Consider the following 14,638-nt stretch of genomic DNA (forward strand, 5'->3'; position numbering starts at 1 on the left):
CCGTGCGAAGATAGCCCCGTCGGCCACGCCAGGGAGCGCCCTCATGAACCTGCTGGATGCCATGACCGTCTTCGTACGGGTCGCCGAGCTCGGCAGCTACACCCGCGCCGCCGAGGCGCTCGACCTGTCGCGCACCCGCGCTTCACGCCAGGTGATGGAACTCGAGGAGCATCTCGGCGTGCGCCTGCTCCAGCGCACCACCCGGCGCCTGCACCTCACCGAGGCCGGCGAGCGCTATCTGCTGCGCGCCCAGGGCATCCTCCAGGCCCTGCAGGACGCCGAGGCCGAGGCCGGCGCCGGGCTCTGCGAGGTCCGCGGCCGGCTACGCCTCAACGGCCCGATGAGCTTCGGCATCCGCCACCTCTCGCCGCTGGTCGCCCGCTTCATGGCCGAGCACCCCGACCTGGAGGTCCGCCTGGACCTCAACGACCGGCGCGTCGACCTGCTGGAGGAGGGCTACGACCTGGCGATCCGCATCGGCGCCCTGCCGGATTCCAGCCTGGTGGCCCGCCGCCTGACCCGCTGCCGCATGGTGCTCTGCGCCTCCCCCGACTACCTGGCGGCCCACGGCGAGCCGCGCACGGTGGAGGAACTCGCCGACCATCGCTGCCTGCGCTATCTGACCTCGCGGGGCGGCGACTGGCGGGTGGACGGGCGACGCCTGACGGTCTCGGGGCCGCTGGACACCAACAACGGCGACGTCCTGACGCCGGCCGCCGAGGCCGGCCTGGGCATCGCCCAGCAGCCCAGCTTCCTGGTCGCCGACAGCCTGCGCGCGGGCCGGCTGGTCCCCGTGCTGCCCGAGGCCACGCCGGAGGTGCTGGGGGTGTACGGCGTCTACCCGGCCCGGCGCTACCTGCCCGCCAAGGTGACGGCCTGCCTCGACTTCCTGGCCGAGGCCTGGGGCGACCCGCCGGTGTGGGAGCGGAACCTGGAATTGTCGCCTATTTCGCAACAGTGATGTTCATAACCAGCAGATTATCCCGACCTCCTCCGGGGCTAGAGTACGCCCATACCCTGACAACACGACAACGCCCCTGGAGGTTTCCCCCATGCAGAACAACGCCATCACCCTGCTCCGCCTGACCCTCGGCGTCTTCACCCTGGCCCACGGCCTGCTCAAGGTCTTCGTCTTCACCGTGCCGGGCACCGTGGCCTTCTTCGAGTCCCTGGGCCTGCCCGGCGTGCTGGCCCACCTGACCATCCTGGCGGAGGTCGGCGGCGGCCTGGCGCTGATCCTCGGCGTCTACACCCGCTGGGTGAGCCTGGCCCTGGTGCCGGTGCTGCTCGGCGCCGCCTGGGCCCACGCCGGCAACGGCTGGGTGTTCTCCAACGAAGGCGGCGGCTGGGAATACCCGGTCTTCTGGGCCCTGGCCCTGCTGGCCCAGGCCGGTCTCGGCGGCGGCCGCCTGATCCTCAGCCCCCGCGTCGCCTGATCCTCCTCTCACCCTCTCGCCGGCCACGCCCTCGGGCGTGGCCGCCTCGCGTCCCGGAGCCCCACTCACCATGCTACCCAGCCTCTTCCTCTCCCATGGCTCGCCCATGCTGGCGCTGACGCCGACCCCGGCCCACGAGTTCCTGCGCGAGCTGGGCCGGCGCCTGCGCCCCGCCGCGGTGGTGGTCGTCTCGGCCCACTGGGAGAGCCGGCGCCTGATGGTCAGTACCAGCGAGCGCCCCGAGACCCTCCACGACTTCGGCGGCTTCCCCCGCGCGCTGTTCGAGTGCCAGTACCCGGCCCCGGGCGAGCCCCACCTGGCCCGGCGCCTGGCCCGCGAGCTCAACGCCGTGCCGGTGGAGCGCGGCCTGGATCACGGCGCCTGGGTACCGCTGTCGCTGATGTTCCCCGAGGCCGATATCCCGGTGGTCTCGCTGTCGCTGCCCACCGCCTGGTCCAACGCCGAGCTGGTGGCACTCGGAGAGAAGCTCGCCGCGCTGCGCGAGGAGAACGTGCTGATCGTCGGCTCGGGCAGCCTGACCCACGACCTGATGGCCCTGGACGCGCTCGAGGCGCCGGCGCCCGACTGGGTCACCGCCTTCGGCGACTGGGTGCACGAGCGCCTGGCGGCCGACGACCGCGACGCCCTGCTCGACTGGCAGGCCGCGCCCAGGGCGCGGGACAATCATCCCTCGCCCGAGCACTTCCAGCCCCTGCTGGTCGCCATGGGCGCCGGCGGGCCCGCCGAGCGGCTGCACCACAGCGTCGAGCACGGCGTGCTGGCGATGGATCTCTACGCCTTCGCCTGAACCAGACTCGCCGGCCCAATAACGCAAGAGGCCGCCCTTCGGGGCGGCCTCTTGCGTAGGGGCGCATCGCGCGCATCAGGCGTCCGGAATCTCCAGCGCCTGCTGGACCACCGGCCAGGCCGGCTCGCCGTCACGGGTGGTCACGCCGTCCAGGAAGGCCTCGACCCGCGCGGGGTGCTCGCGCAGCCACTCCAGGGCCACCACCTCGGGATCGCGCTCCTCGTAGCTGAAGCCGCGAATCATCGCGCTCTGCTGCTCGGCGGTGAACTCCAGCTGGTCGAGCAGCCGGGTGGCGTTGGGGTTGGACTCGGCGAACGCGCCGGTGACCAGGGTGCGAACGTCGCTGCGGCCGCCGTCCGGGCCCCACATGTCCTGGGTGTCGTCGAGGTAGCGCACGTCATACTCGATGTTCATCCAGTGCGGCGTCCAGCCGGCGAAGACGATCCACTCCTCGCGGTCGATGGCGCTGTTCACGGCGCTGAGCATGCCCGGCGTGGAGGTCTCGGACAGGGTCCAGTCGCCCAGGCCGTAGGTGTCGTCGTCCACCGCCCCGTTGAGGGTGTCGCTCATGCCGGAGCCGACCTCGATGGAGTAGATGGTGCGGTTCAGCCTGTCGGCGAACTCGGCCTTGTCCAGGTCCTCGGCGGAGGTCAGGCCGGCCTCGTAGACGTAGGTCGGCACGGCGAAGCCCAGGCGGGCGCCGTCGACGTTGTTGCCCAGATCGACGAGCTTGACGTCGTCTCCCTCGAAGCTGGTGTCGTACATGCCCTGCTGGGCGGGCAGCCAGGCGGCGAGGAAGGCGTCGAGCTCGTTCTGGTTCAGCGCCTGATAGGTGATGGTGGAGCCGAGCTCGGCCTGCTGGGGGGCGTAGCCGAGGGTCTCGAGCAGCGTGGAGGCGAGGGTCGTCTTGACGGTCACGCCGGGCCAGGCGGGGACCGAGAAGCGGACCTGGGCCGGCTCCTCGGCGTGAGCCAGGCCGCTGACGGCCAGCAGGGAGCCGGCCAGGGCCAGCGACAGGGGGCGATGGGACACTTTCATCGGGACTCCTTGGCGGGATGCGCCATCGTGAAACACGCGGCGACCTTATCGGCCGCATCGCGGGGCGACAAGGACGCCCGCTCCACTCGACGTCAACGCTAGGCGCGTAAGCTCGCCGCAGCGCGCGCGACACAACGGCATCCTCCTCGCCAAGGGACGCCGCCATGTCGCCGACGCCTTCCGATGCCGCCCGGGCCGAGCCCTCGCAGCGTGACTACGCCATCGAGGTGCTGCTGATGCTGCTGGCCACCCTGCCGGTGCTGGCCTCCGCCTACGCCAGCCACGCGACCGGCGACGGCCAGTGGTTCCAGCGCTCCGGCGCCCTGATGGTGCTGTTCTCGGTGGGGGTGCAGTATCACCGCACCTACTGGTTGCGCTGCGTGGAACGCCAGGGGCCGCGGGCCGGCCGCGGCCCGGCCCGCTGGGTGCGCGTCATCGGGCGCTTCTGGCACTCGATCCCCTACGTCTGCTACCTGGCCATCGTCATGGGCACGCTGATCTGGAGCTACGGGGACCTGATGTTCGGTTAGCGACCGTCGCCCTTGCCCACCATCCGAGCCGCCTCGACCACCTCGATCCAGTAGCCGTCGACGTCCTTGACGAAGACCACGTCCTTCATCTTGCCCTGGTCGGGGCGCTTGACGAACTCGACCTCGTTGGCGTCGAACCAGGCCACGGCGGCGTCCAGGTCCGGCACCGAGAAGCAGATGTGCCCGAAGCCCTGGGGCTCGGCGTTGCCGTCGTGGTAGGCGAAGTCGGCCTGGTCCTCGGTGCCCCAGTTGTGGGTCAACTCCAGCAGCCCCTTCTGGCCGAAGGTCCAGACGGTGCGCTCCTCGGTGTCCTCCGGCACACGATCGCCTTCCTCGAGCCGGGCCAGGAAGTACAGCGAGAACTGCATCTCCTCGAAGTCGAGGCGACGCAGCACGCGCATGCCGAAGACCCGCGAGTAGAAGGCCAGGGCCGCCTCGGGATCCTTGACGCGCAGCATGGTGTGATTGAGGCGGAAGCCTTCGGTGTCGGCGGTGGGCGTCTTGACGCCGGGATGTTGCTCGCCTTGGAAGCTCATGGGATCTCCTTTTCCGGGTGTCGATCGTCGGATACCGGGTATGGAGGCGGCGGGGCGACTTTTCCACCCCCGACGCCATGATCGCCGCCCGAGCATTGTGATACAACACCTATACACGCAATGCTCGGCATCACGCCTCGCGGTGCGGAGCCGGCATACCGGGATGCAACGAGCGTGCAGAATCCGCATTGGCGGGATCCCGGGCAAGACTCTACATTATCTGTACAACCCGCCAACCAGGAGGCCGCGCCCATGACCTCGATCGACATGAGCCTGGGGGATCACATCACCCTCAAGCAGCTCGCCCATGCCCTGTCCCACGGGCTCTCGCCCATCGTCGAGGTGGAGTCGATGGACGGCATCTACACGGTGCGTTTCCACCATGCCAACGGCATCTCGGTGCTCTCCGACAAGGACGGCAAGACCTGCACCTTCCTCGGCACCGGCGAGATCCGCGACCTGCTGGGCGACCTGGGGCTGACCCATGGGGTGCTGACCTGGGCGGATCAGTGCGGCGACGAGATGATCGGCGTGCCCGGCCACGCCATGACCCCGGACGAGATGCTCACCCACGGCACGCGCATCGCCTTCCGCTGATATTCACAAGCCCCGGGCGAGGGACTAGAGTGGGAGGCGGTCCCCGTGGAGGCATGACGTGCCCAGACTTCCATCCCTCGACCGCGCCCGCTGCCTGCTGTGGCTGGCGCTGCTGATCCTGAGCGGCTGTGCCGGCCCGCCCCTGGCCACCCAGGACGGTGACGGCCTGTCGATGGACCGCGCCCTGGTGCTGGCCGAGGCGCGGCAGTCGCTGGGCATTCCCTATCGCTACGGCGGCACCGACGAGGCGGGGCTGGACTGCTCGGGACTGGTGCAGCGCGCCTATGCCCGGGCCGGCATCCCCCTCCCCCGCACCTCGCGGCGCCAGCACGAACGCCTGCCCCCGATCGAGCGCGCCCGCCCCGGCGACCTGTTGTTCTTCGACACCGCCGGCGGCGGCGAGGCCAGCCACGTGGGCATCTACCTGGGCGACGGCGAGATGATCCATGCCCCGGGACGCGGCCGCGAGGTGAGCGTCACCTCGCTGTCGCTGGACTACTGGCAGGAACGCTTCCTCGGCGCCGCCGCCCCGGCCCCCTGAGGCTCGGGCACAGGCGACGAGGCCCTTGGCGACACTTCACGGCATCGGCCGCGATGCCCCACTGCGACACAGGAGGCCACCATGTCACTGCGACTCGGCGATACCGCGCCCGACTTCACCCAGGAAAGCACCGAAGGGCCCATCCACTTCCACGACTGGGCCGGCGACAGCTGGGTGATCCTGTTCTCCCATCCCAAGGACTTCACCCCGGTGTGCACCACCGAACTCGGCGAGGTCTCGCGCCTCAAGCCGGAGTTCGAGAAGCGCAACACCAAGGTGATCGGCCTGTCGGTGGATCCGCTGGACGACCACAAGGCCTGGGCCGGCGACATCCAGGAGACCCAAGGCTGCGCCCTGAACTTCCCGCTGCTGGCCGACGCCGACCGCAAGGTCAGCGACCTCTACGACATGATCCACCCCAACGCCAACGACACCCTCACGGTGCGCAGCGTCTTCATCATCGACCCGAACAAGAAGATTCGCCTGACGCTGACCTACCCGGCCAGCACCGGGCGCCACTTCGACGAGATCCTGCGGGTGCTCGACAGCCTGCAGCTCACCGACCGCCACAAGCTGGCCACCCCGGTGAACTGGTGCCACGGCGACGACTGCATCATCGTCCCCGCGCTGAGCAACGAGGAGGCCGCCAAGCTGTTCCCGGACGGCTGGGACGAGCAGAAACCCTACCTGCGCCTGGTCAAGCAGCCGAAGTGATCGCGCCCCCACCGAGACGACGCCGGCCTCCGGGCCGGCGTCCTGCCGTCTCTCCCGTGCCGCCGCGCGAGGCGTTGCGGGGTTAAGCCTGCGTTAAGTTGCGCCTCCCACACTATCGGGGAACCGTCACGGAGACGCCCCGATGCCCCTGCCCGCCGCCCGCCTGTCGCCCGCTGCCTCGCTGGACTGGCGCGAGGCTCGCCACTGGAGCGAGCGACGCCGCCTGGCGCGGCTGATCCAACGCCGCTTCGCCGCCGAGCATGACGCCCGCATCACCCGCTTCCTGCCGCGCCTGTTCGGCCTGTGGCAGCAACAGACGCCGCTGGCGGCCGTCGGCGTGCGCCACGCCCACCGGGCCCCGCTCTTCCAGGAGGGCTACCTGGATGCCCCGGCCGAGGTCCACCTCGGCCGGCGACTCGGTGTCGAGGTGCCGCGTGCGCGCATCGCCGAGATCGGCAACCTCGCGACCGCCCGCCGCGGCCTCCAGGGCGGCCTGTTCCTGCACCTGATCGCCCAGCTGGCCGCGGAGGGCGTGGGCTGGGTGCTGTTCACCGCCATCCCCGAGGTGGCCAACGGCATCCGTCGCCTGGGCATCGAGCCGTTGCCGCTGTGCCTCGCCGACCCGCGCTGGCTGGACGACGCTGCCCGCCGGGACTGGGGCCGCTACTACGACCGCCACCCCTGGGTCATGGCCGGCGACCTGCAGGCGGCCTGGCATCGGCTCCAGGCCGACGGACGACGCCCCACCCTGTCCGGGAGCGCCGCGCGATGACCTCGCGACGCGACGCCTTCCTGGCGCGGCTGGCCGAGCACGCCGCGGCGCGCCCCGGGGCCACGGCCCTGGACGACGGACGCCGGCGCCTCGACTACGCCGGCCTGCTCGCGGAACTCGAGCGGCGCCGCGCGCGCCTGGCGACCTGCGGCTGCCGGCGGGTCGGGCTGGCGCTGGACAACGGCCTGGAGTGGGCGCTCTGGGACCTGGCGCTGCTCGCCGAGGAGCGGGTCGCGGTGCCGGTGCCGGCCTTCTTCCACGCTGCCCAGCGCCGCCACCTGGTGAGCGCCGCCGGCCTGGACGCCTGGATCGGGCCGGGGGCCGAGCCCCTGGGCTTTCGCGCCGGCCGGGACCCGTCAATCGCCACCCGCGCGGCACCGATCTTGCCGGCGCTGCACCCCGGCACCACCCGCATCACCTTCACCTCCGGCACCAGCGCCGCGCCCAAGGGCGTATGCCTGGACACCGAGGCGGTGCTGACGGTGGCGACCAGCCTCGCCGAGGCGATCGCCCCGGCACGCATCGAGCGCCATCTGGGGATGCTGCCGCTGGCCACCCTGCTCGAGAACCTCGGCGGACTCTACCTGCCGCTGTGGCTCGGCGCCGGCGTCGCCCTGCCCGGCGCCGCCGAACTCGGCTGGCAAGGCGCCAGCGGCTTCGACGCCGCGACGGCACTGGCCGCCATCGAACGCTACCGCCCCCACAGCCTGATCCTGGTACCCCAGCAGCTCCAGGCGCTGGTGGACGCCGCGCCCGCCGCCCCGGCGGGGCTGCGCCTGGTGGCGGTGGGCGGCGCCCGGCTCGCCGAGCCGCTGCTCGAGCGCGCCCTGACCGCCGGCTGGCCGGTGGTGGAGGGCTACGGCCTCTCCGAGTGTGCCTCGGTGGTGTGCCTCAACCGCCCCGGGGAGACGCCCCGCGGCGTGGGCCGCCCGCTGCCCCACGCCCGGATCCGCATCGGCGACGACGGCGAGGTCGAGGTGGCCGGCGCCACCATGCTCGGCTATCTAGGCGAGCCCCCGGCGTCAAGCTGGCACGCCACCGGCGACCTGGGCCGCCGGGAAGGCGACGCCCTGGTGCTGGAGGGCCGGCGTCGCGAGGTCTTCGTCACCGCCTACGGGCGCAACGTCGATCCCCAGTGGGTGGAGGGCGTGCTCGCCATCCGGCCGGGCATCGCCCAGGCCATGGTCCACGGCGAGGCCCTGACGCATAACCGGGCGCTGATCGTGCCCGCGGCCGCAGGGCTCTCCGACGACGTCATCGACGCCGAGATCGCCGCCGCCAACGCCACCCTGCCCGACTACGCCCGGGTCGGCGAGTGGCGCCGCTGCGCGCCCTTCACGGTCCGCAACGACCAGCTGACGGCCAACGGCCGCCTGCGCCGCGCCGCCATCCTGGCCGTCCATCGCGACTGGCTGTGCGGTGCCACGGCCGACGCCCCGACGCACCACAACGGCTGAGGAGTGAACCCATGAGTGCCTATCAACGCCTGCAGGATGCCACCCGCGCCGAGCGCGACTGGCTGCTGGCCACGCCCATGATGACCCGCGCCACGCGGGGCGAGGTCGGCCGGGACGAGTACCTGGCCTTCCTCGGCCAGGCCTACCATCACGTGCGCTTCACGGTGCCGCTGATGATGGCCTGCGGCGCCCGTCTGCCCAACCGGCTGGGCTGGCTGCGCGGCGCCCTGGTGGAATACATCGAGGAGGAATACGGCCACGAGCAGTGGATCCTCGACGACATCCGCGCCGCCGGCGGCGATCCCGAGGCGGCCGCCGCCGCGACGCCCGACCCGGCCACGGCGCTGATGGTGGCCTACGTGCGCGACCGGATCGAGCACGGCAATCCGGTGGCCTTCTTCGGCATGGTCCAGGTGCTCGAGGGCACCAGCACCGCGGTGGCCACCCGCGCCGCCGAACGGCTCCAGGCGAGCCTCGGGCTACCCGACGACGCCGTGCGCTACCTGAGCTCCCACGGCAGCCTCGACGTCGGCCACCTGGCCTTCTTCGAGACACTGATCGACCGCCTCGACGAGGACGATCTGGACGCGGTGATCGAGGCCGCACGCATGGTCTATCGCCTCTACGGCGCCATGTTCCGGGGCATCACCGCCCGCTGCACGGGGGGCGAGGCCGCCCGGGAGCTCACCGATGCCCTGGCCTGATCGCAAGCACTTCGCGGAGGGCTGGCTCGGCCAGCGGGTGCTGATCACCGGCGCCAGCGGCGGCATCGGCCAGGCGCTGGTGGACGAGCTCGCCGGCGCCGGCGCCCGGCTGCTGGTCACAGGCCGCGACGCCGCCACGCTGGAGGCGCTGTGTCGCCGCCACCCGGGGCAGGTCACCGCCCAGGCGGCCGATCTGACCCGCGCCGAGGATCGCGACCGGCTGGCCACGATCGCCGAGCGGCTGGACTGCACCATGCTGATCAACGCCGCCGGCGCCAACCGCGCCGAGCTGTTCGAGGACAGCGACGATGCCACCCTCGAGTGGCTGGTGACCACCAACCTGACCGCCACCCTGCAGTTGACCCGCGCCCTGCTGCCGCTGCTGCGCCGCGCCGAGCCGGGGCGGGTGGTCAACCTGGGCTCGGCCTTCGGCCATATCGGCTATCCCGGCCAGGCCGCCTACTGCGCCACCAAGTTCGCCCTCCACGGCTTCACCCAGGCGCTGCGCCGCGAGCTGGCCGACACCCCGGTGCGGGTGCTCTACGTCGCGCCGCGGGCCACCCGCACCGCCATGAACGCGCCGGCGATGGAGGAGCTGAACCAGGCGCTGGGCAACGCCATGGACGACCCGGAGACGGTCGCCATCCAGGTGCGCCGGGCCATCGAGCGCGGCCGCAAGGAAACCCGCCTGGGGGGCGCCGAGCCGCTCTTCGCCCGGCTCAACGCCCTGTGCCCGGGGCTGATCGATCGTGCCCTGCGCCGCCAGCTGCCGACCATCCGCCGCTTCCTCGCCCCCGCCAAGGGAGACATGCCATGATGCGCCGTTTCGCCCCCCTGCGCCTCGCCGCGTTCTCGACGCTGGCCGCCCTGGTCGCCGCGCCGGCGACATCCGCCCTGGCCATGGAGCCGGCGGTCGCCGACGCCCTGTCGGGCCTGCAATCGCGCTGGGCGGCGATCCGCTACGACCTGCCCGAGGACCAGCGGGAAGACGCCTATGCGGCGCTGGCCGAGCGTGCCGAACGGGCCGTCGCGGCCCACCCCGACGCCGCGGCGCTGCATGCCTGGGCCGGCATCGTGCGCTCCACCCAGGCCGGAGCCCGCGGCGGGCTCGCCGCGCTGAGCCTGGTCAAGCAGGCCCGCGAGTCGCTGGAGACCGCGCTGTCGCTGGATCCGCTGGCGCTCGACGGCGCCGCCTACACCAGCCTCGGCGCGCTCTACTACCGGGTGCCCGGCTGGCCGGTGTCCTTCGGCGACGATGAGCGAGCCGAGCGCTACCTGCAGCGCGGGCTGGCCGTCTCGCCCGACGGGCTCGACAGCCTCTACTTCTGGGGCGACTATCTGCACGAGCAGGGCCGCGACCGGGAGGCCCGCCAGGCCTTGCGCCACGCCCTCGAGGCGTCGCCGCGCCCCGGCCGCGAGCGCGCCGACGCCGGACGCCGTGCGGAGGTCCGCGCGCTGCTCGATACGCTGGATGACTGACAAGGACCGGCCATGCGCATACTGCTGGTGGAGGACGACCCCAGCCTGGCGTCGGGCATTCGCCTGGCGCTCAAGCCCGAGCACTATACCGTGGACATCCTGGCCGATGGCGCCAGCGCCCTGGCCGCCCTCCAGGATCAAGAGCCCTTCGATGCGGTGATCCTCGACCTGGGCCTGCCCCGGCTCGACGGCCTCCGGGTACTGGAACGGCTGCGCCGGGCCGGCAACCGGGTCCCGGTGCTGGTGCTGACCGCCCGCGACGGGGTCGAGGATCGCATCCAGGGGCTGGACGCCGGCGCCGACGACTACCTGATCAAGCCCTTCGAGGTCGACGAGCTCAAGGCCAGGCTCCGGGCCCTGCTGCGCCGCAGCCAGGGTCACGCCAGCAGCGAGCTCCGCCATCGCGGCGTCTGCCTGGACCCGGGAACCCGTCGAGTCACCTGCCGGGGCGAGCCGGTGGCGCTGTCGCGCCGCGAATTCACCCTGCTGCAGGAGTTCCTGAGCCACCCCGGCCGGGTCTTCACCCGGGACACCCTGACCCGGCTGGTCTATGGCTGGGAGGACGATGTCGAGAGCAACGCCATCGAGGTGCACGTGCACCACCTGCGCCGCAAGCTCTTCCCCGAGCTGATCCGCACGCTGCGCGGCATCGGCTACGTCATGGACAAGGCGGACGAGGCTCCATGACCTCGATCCGCCGCCGTACCCTGTGCATCGTGCTGGGCGTCTTCGTGGCGAGCATGCTGGCGATCGGCATCACCAGCTACCGCGACGCCGCCCATGAGGTGGAGGAGCTGTTCGATGCCCGCCTGGCCCAGAACGCCCGCCTGCTGGAGGGGCTGATGCGCGCGCCGCTGCCGGAGGCGCGTCGCGATGCGTTGCTGGCCACCCTGGACAGCGCCCTGCAGCGCGCCGAGCAGGCCGATCAGCGCATCGCCGGGCATCGCTACGAGGGCAAGGTGGCCTTCCAGGTCTGGCGGGGCGAGCGGCTGCTGCTGCGCTCGTCCAGCGCTCCCCGCCGCCCCTTCACCGCCCGCCAGGACGGCTACGGCGACGTGACCCTGGCCGATCGCGAATGGCGGGTCTTCGCCCTGAGCCCGCCGAACGACGGCCTCCGGGTGCTGGTCGGCGAGCGCGAGGACGTACGCGGCGAGCTGGTCACCGCCATCGCCCTGCGTACCCTGCTCCCCGACCTGCTCGGCCTGCCGGCGCTGGCGGCGCTGCTGTGGTGGGCGATCGGCTGGGGGCTGCGCCCGCTGTCGCGCCTGGCCCGCCAGATCCAGAATCGCGATCCCCACAACCTCCAGCCGATCGCGGCCGAGCCGTTGCCGCGCGAGCTGTCGACCATCGTCGGCGCCCTCAACCGCCTGCTGGCGAGGCTTCGCGACCTGCGTCAGCGCGAGAAACGCTTCATCGCCGATGCCGCCCACGAGCTGCGCACGCCCCTGGCGGTGCTCGACCTTCATGCCCAGAACGCCCTCGCCACCCGGGACCCGGATGACCGGCGCGAGGCGCTGACCCAGCTGCGCGACGGCGTGGCCCGCGCGACCCGACTGGTCAGCCAGCTGCTGACCCTGGCACGGCTGGAGCCCGACCAGGAGTCGGCGGCCGTGCCGCAGGACGGCGACCTGCTCCACGAGACCCGCGAGGCGCTGGCCGAGCTGCTGCCGCTGGCCGCCGAGCGCGGCCAGGACATCCGCCTCGACGCCGACGAGCACGCCGACTGGCGACTGCGCGCCGAACCCGGGGCGATCCAGACGCTGCTGCAGAACCTGGTCGGCAATGCCATGCACCATTCGCCGGCCGGCAGCCGCATCGACCTCGCCCTGGCGGCCGAGCCGGCGGCCCTGACCCTGCGGGTGGACGACCGGGGCCCCGGCATTCCCGAGCACCAGCGCCGCCAGGTGCTGGAACGCTTCCACCGTGCCGGCCCCGGGGCCGGCGCCGGGCTCGGCCTATCGATCGTCGATCGCCTGGTCCAGCGCCATCGCGGCCGGCTGTGGCTGGACACCGCGCCCGGGGGCGGGCTGCGGGTCAAGGTCCGGCTGCCCCGCGCCTGACATCGTCCTGTCATCGTTATTTAAGCCGGCGTTAAGCCAACGCCGCTAGCGTGGTTTCATCGACCGCGACACAACAACAGGATGCACCATGATGACGACCCCGAACCCGATGCCGCTCGACGACCGCCTGCGCCGCACGGCCTGGCTGACGGCCGCCGGCCTGCTGGTGCTCGCCGCGGGCTGGACGATCGCCTGCTGGGGGGTGGCCGGCCTGCCGCTGGGCCTGGCCAGCCTCGCCGCCGCCGCCCTGGCGCTGCTGCGCCCGGAGGCCCCGGCGGCCAGCCCCGAGGACGAGGCCCGTTGCCCGGCGGCCGGCCTGCGCCACTTCACCCAGGCCGGCCTGCTGACGCTGGTCGCGCTCCAGCTGGCCGCCTGACCCGGCGGGCCGGCGCTTTACAAGGGCGGGCCCGCCGGGGGATAGTGACGCCAGACGACAGGGGCGTCGGCGGGAGCCGCCGGCTGAGAGGCACCCTCACCACCTGACCCGGATAATGCCGGCGGAGGGAGTCGTGCCGGCCCCACGCCCGCGCCTCCCCTCGCCAGGAGGCCCGATGCATTCCCTCGATCCCGCCGCGCACCTGACCCGCGTGCGCGCGACCACCCCGCTGGTCCACAACATCACCAATCACGTCGCCATGAACCCCATGGCCAATGTGCTGCTCGCCCTGGGCGCCTCGCCGGCCATGGTCCATGCCCGCGAGGAGGCCGCCGAGTTCGCGGCCCTGGCCGGCGCCCTGACGCTGAACATCGGCACCCTCTCGCCCCACTGGCTCGACGCCATGGACGATGCCGCCCGCGCCGCGACGGCGGCGGGCACCCCCTGGGTGCTCGACCCGGTGGCGGTGGGCGCGACCCGCTTCCGTCGCGAGGCCGGCGACCGCCTGCTGGCCCTGGCCCCGAGCGTGATCCGCGGCAACGCCTCGGAGATCCTGGCCCTGGCCGAACGCACCGGCGGCGGGCGCGGGGTGGACAGCACCGCGGCGCCCGAGGGCGCCGAGGCCGCCGCGGCGAGCCTGGCCCGCCGGAGCGGCGCGGTGGTGGCGGTCACCGGCGAGCGCGACCTGGTCACCGACGGCACGCGCCTGGCCCGCGTGGCCGGCGGCCACCCCCTGATGCCCCGGGTCACCGCCCTGGGCTGCTCGCTGAGCGGGGTGGTGGGCGCCTTCCTGGCCGGTGCCGAGGATCCCTTCGCGGCCACCGTGGCGGCCCTGGCGAGCTATGCGGTGGCCGGCGAGCAGGCCGGCGAGGCCGCCCGCGGCCCGGGCAGCTTCGCCGTGGCCTTCCTCGACGCCCTGCATGCCCTCGACGCGACCACCCTCACCGAGCACGCCCGCCTGGAGCTGACCGATGCGCCTTGATCTCTCCCTCTACCTGGTGACCGATCCCGAGCTGTGCGCGGCCCATGGCCTGGAGGCGACCGTGCTCGCCGCGGTGCGCGGCGGGGTCAGCGTCGTCCAGCTGCGCGACAAGCACGCCCCCGACGCCGAGCTGATTCCGCTGGCCCGCCGGCTCAAGGCCGCCCTGGCCGGCAGCGGGGTGCCGCTGATCATCAACGACCGCCTCGAGGTGGCCCTGGCCAGCGGCGCCGACGGCCTGCACATCGGCCAGGACGACGGCGAGGTGGCCGAGGCCCGGGCGGCCCTGGGTCCCGAGGCCATCCTCGGCCTGTCGGTGCAGACTCGAGCCCAGCTGGCCCGCCTGGAGGCGGGCCGCCTCGACTACCTGGGCCTGGGCCCGGTGTTCGCCACCCCCTCCAAACGCGATCACGCCGAGCCGCTGGGCTTCGAGGGGCTGGCCGAACTGGCCGCCGCCAGCCCACTGCCCACGGTGGCCATCGGCGGGCTCAAGGCCGAGCATGTCGAGCCGGTGCGCCAGGCCGGGGCCGACGGCCTGGCGGTGATCTCGGCGATCTGCGGCACCCCGGACCCGGAGGCCGCGGCCCGCGCCTTCCCGCGTCGCTGACGCG

Annotated in this window: 19 protein-coding genes and 1 riboswitch; of the genes, 17 read left to right on the forward strand and 2 right to left on the reverse strand. The window is 72.7% G+C overall.

The features are described 5' to 3' along the window. The first annotated feature begins 43 nt into the window (after nt 1-43). The 3 genes from QC818_RS08355 to QC818_RS08365 all read left to right on the forward strand — a co-directional run bounded on the left by QC818_RS08355 (nt 44) and on the right by QC818_RS08365 (nt 2,244). Nucleotides 44-961 (forward strand): LysR family transcriptional regulator, encoded by a 918-nt coding sequence (locus tag QC818_RS08355; protein WP_309652388.1) that lies wholly within the window; start codon nt 44-46, stop codon nt 959-961. A 91-nt stretch (nt 962-1,052) separates the two neighbouring features. After that, nucleotides 1,053-1,436 (forward strand): DoxX family protein, encoded by a 384-nt coding sequence (locus QC818_RS08360; protein ID WP_309652389.1) that lies wholly within the window; start codon nt 1,053-1,055, stop codon nt 1,434-1,436. Between the two features lie 70 nt (nt 1,437-1,506). Continuing rightward, on the forward strand, nt 1,507-2,244 hold the full coding sequence (locus QC818_RS08365) for a DODA-type extradiol aromatic ring-opening family dioxygenase (protein ID WP_309652390.1): 738 nt from the start codon (nt 1,507-1,509) through the stop codon (nt 2,242-2,244). A gap of 75 nt (nt 2,245-2,319) precedes the next feature. On the opposite strand, the gene QC818_RS08370 is transcribed toward QC818_RS08365, so the two are convergent. Next, the gene (locus QC818_RS08370) at nt 2,320-3,282 is read right to left on the reverse strand and encodes an ABC transporter substrate-binding protein (protein WP_309652391.1); all 963 of its coding nucleotides are present in this window, start codon (nt 3,280-3,282) and stop codon (nt 2,320-2,322) included. 164 nt (nt 3,283-3,446) lie between these two features. On the opposite strand from QC818_RS08370, the gene QC818_RS08375 reads away from it, so the two are divergent. Then, a complete protein-coding gene (locus QC818_RS08375; protein ID WP_309652392.1) occupies nt 3,447-3,812 on the forward strand; it encodes a hypothetical protein in 366 nt (121 codons plus the stop codon). On the opposite strand, the gene gloA is transcribed toward QC818_RS08375, so the two are convergent. Continuing rightward, complete coding sequence (gene gloA, locus QC818_RS08380; protein WP_309652393.1) at nt 3,809-4,348, reverse strand: lactoylglutathione lyase; 540 nt, start codon at nt 4,346-4,348, stop codon at nt 3,809-3,811. The two genes, QC818_RS08375 and gloA, sit on opposite strands and share 4 nt — an antisense overlap. 252 nt (nt 4,349-4,600) lie before the next feature. Between gloA and QC818_RS08385 the strand changes: the two genes are divergently transcribed. The 13 genes from QC818_RS08385 to thiE all read left to right on the forward strand — a co-directional run bounded on the left by QC818_RS08385 (nt 4,601) and on the right by thiE (nt 14,634). Continuing rightward, a complete protein-coding gene (locus tag QC818_RS08385) occupies nt 4,601-4,945 on the forward strand; it encodes a DUF6482 family protein (RefSeq protein ID WP_309652394.1) in 345 nt (114 codons plus the stop codon). Between the two features lie 58 nt (nt 4,946-5,003). After that, on the forward strand, nt 5,004-5,486 hold the full coding sequence (locus QC818_RS08390; protein WP_309652395.1) for a C40 family peptidase: 483 nt from the start codon (nt 5,004-5,006) through the stop codon (nt 5,484-5,486). An 81-nt stretch (nt 5,487-5,567) separates the two neighbouring features. Beyond that, nucleotides 5,568-6,200, forward strand: coding sequence for a peroxiredoxin (locus QC818_RS08395; RefSeq protein WP_309652396.1), 633 nt, complete (start codon nt 5,568-5,570; stop codon nt 6,198-6,200). A gap of 142 nt (nt 6,201-6,342) precedes the next feature. Next, complete coding sequence (locus tag QC818_RS08400; protein WP_309652397.1) at nt 6,343-6,972, forward strand: thermostable hemolysin; 630 nt, start codon at nt 6,343-6,345, stop codon at nt 6,970-6,972. Then, a complete protein-coding gene (locus tag QC818_RS08405) occupies nt 6,969-8,429 on the forward strand; it encodes an AMP-binding protein (protein ID WP_309652398.1) in 1,461 nt (486 codons plus the stop codon). Before QC818_RS08400 ends, QC818_RS08405 begins: the two co-directional genes overlap by 4 nt. 11 nt (nt 8,430-8,440) lie before the next feature. Next, a complete protein-coding gene (locus tag QC818_RS08410) occupies nt 8,441-9,133 on the forward strand; it encodes a TenA family transcriptional regulator (protein ID WP_309652399.1) in 693 nt (230 codons plus the stop codon). Further along, entirely contained in the window at nt 9,120-9,950 is an 831-nt protein-coding gene (locus tag QC818_RS08415) for an SDR family oxidoreductase (protein WP_309652400.1), read from the forward strand. Before QC818_RS08410 ends, QC818_RS08415 begins: the two co-directional genes overlap by 14 nt. Next, on the forward strand, nt 9,947-10,612 hold the full coding sequence (locus tag QC818_RS08420) for a tetratricopeptide repeat protein (protein WP_309652401.1): 666 nt from the start codon (nt 9,947-9,949) through the stop codon (nt 10,610-10,612). Before QC818_RS08415 ends, QC818_RS08420 begins: the two co-directional genes overlap by 4 nt. Before the next feature lie 12 nt (nt 10,613-10,624). Continuing rightward, nucleotides 10,625-11,299, forward strand: a complete 675-nt coding sequence (locus tag QC818_RS08425) for a response regulator transcription factor (RefSeq protein WP_309652402.1) — start codon at nt 10,625-10,627, stop codon at nt 11,297-11,299. Next, complete coding sequence (locus tag QC818_RS08430) at nt 11,296-12,672, forward strand: ATP-binding protein (protein WP_309652403.1); 1,377 nt, start codon at nt 11,296-11,298, stop codon at nt 12,670-12,672. The genes QC818_RS08425 and QC818_RS08430 overlap by 4 nt, the downstream gene beginning before the upstream one ends. An 88-nt stretch (nt 12,673-12,760) precedes the next feature. Next, on the forward strand, nt 12,761-13,048 hold the full coding sequence (locus tag QC818_RS08435) for a hypothetical protein (protein WP_309652404.1): 288 nt from the start codon (nt 12,761-12,763) through the stop codon (nt 13,046-13,048). Nucleotides 13,049-13,097: 49 nt separating this feature from the next. Continuing rightward, nucleotides 13,098-13,195, forward strand: a riboswitch (TPP riboswitch). A gap of 28 nt (nt 13,196-13,223) precedes the next feature. After that, nucleotides 13,224-14,030 carry a hydroxyethylthiazole kinase gene (gene thiM / locus QC818_RS08440; RefSeq protein WP_309652405.1) on the forward strand — a complete coding sequence of 269 codons (807 nt, stop codon included), beginning with the start codon at nt 13,224-13,226 and terminating at the stop codon, nt 14,028-14,030. After that, nucleotides 14,020-14,634, forward strand: coding sequence for a thiamine phosphate synthase (gene thiE, locus QC818_RS08445; RefSeq protein WP_309652406.1), 615 nt, complete (start codon nt 14,020-14,022; stop codon nt 14,632-14,634). Before thiM ends, thiE begins: the two co-directional genes overlap by 11 nt. Nucleotides 14,635-14,638 lie beyond the last annotated feature (4 nt).

This window comes from Halomonas koreensis (genome assembly GCF_031451675.1).
Classification (GTDB): Bacteria; Pseudomonadota; Gammaproteobacteria; order Pseudomonadales; family Halomonadaceae; genus Halomonas; species Halomonas koreensis.